The sequence below is a fragment of the Dellaglioa sp. CoH-57-MRSF-20 genome, from assembly GCF_056781955.1.
On sequence record NZ_JBXAXV010000077.1, the window covers coordinates 1 to 531 of the forward strand.

The 531-nt window shown below is 50.8% G+C and carries 1 protein-coding gene; it reads left to right on the forward strand.

Features of this window, described 5'->3' with window-relative positions:
- Positions 1 to 36: 36 nt before the first annotated feature.
- A partial coding sequence (locus AC1RPN_RS08185; RefSeq protein ID WP_481763714.1) for a hypothetical protein occupies positions 37 to 531 on the forward strand: 495 nt, incomplete at its 3' end.

Sequence of the window (531 nt, forward strand, 5' to 3'; positions counted from 1 at the left end):
GCTCATCACATCGAAACATAACAAGTTCCAACTGCAATGAAAAAGAAAGGACGAATATTCGTCATCGACGGAAATCACGCACTCCATCGTGTCTGGTTCACGTTGCGCACAGGCCGGCCGATCGAAGAGGCACTTCCATATGCATTCACCAGCTTGATATGCAAAGACGCCGTGGCCGTCAAGGCCACCCATATGCTGGTTGCATTTGACGGCAAGCAGGTGTTTAGGTACGGTGTGTATGACGGATACAAAGCTGACCGAAAGAACAAGAAGCAAAGTGGGCCGGCCGTCGATAGCCAGTACACCAAACCTACGGGCGACGTGTACGATTATTTGCCGGATGTGTACTCGATGCTGAGTGACGCTAGGATCACGTATTTCCAACCGAAAAAACACGAAGCTGACGATGTACTAGCCTCGGTAGGTCATCAGTACTCCGACGAGTATCAAGTTGTGCTAGGCGCGCAGGACAAGGATGACTACCAGTGCCTGAAGGGAAAGCACGTGCTTATGTACGATTCGGCTCACAAG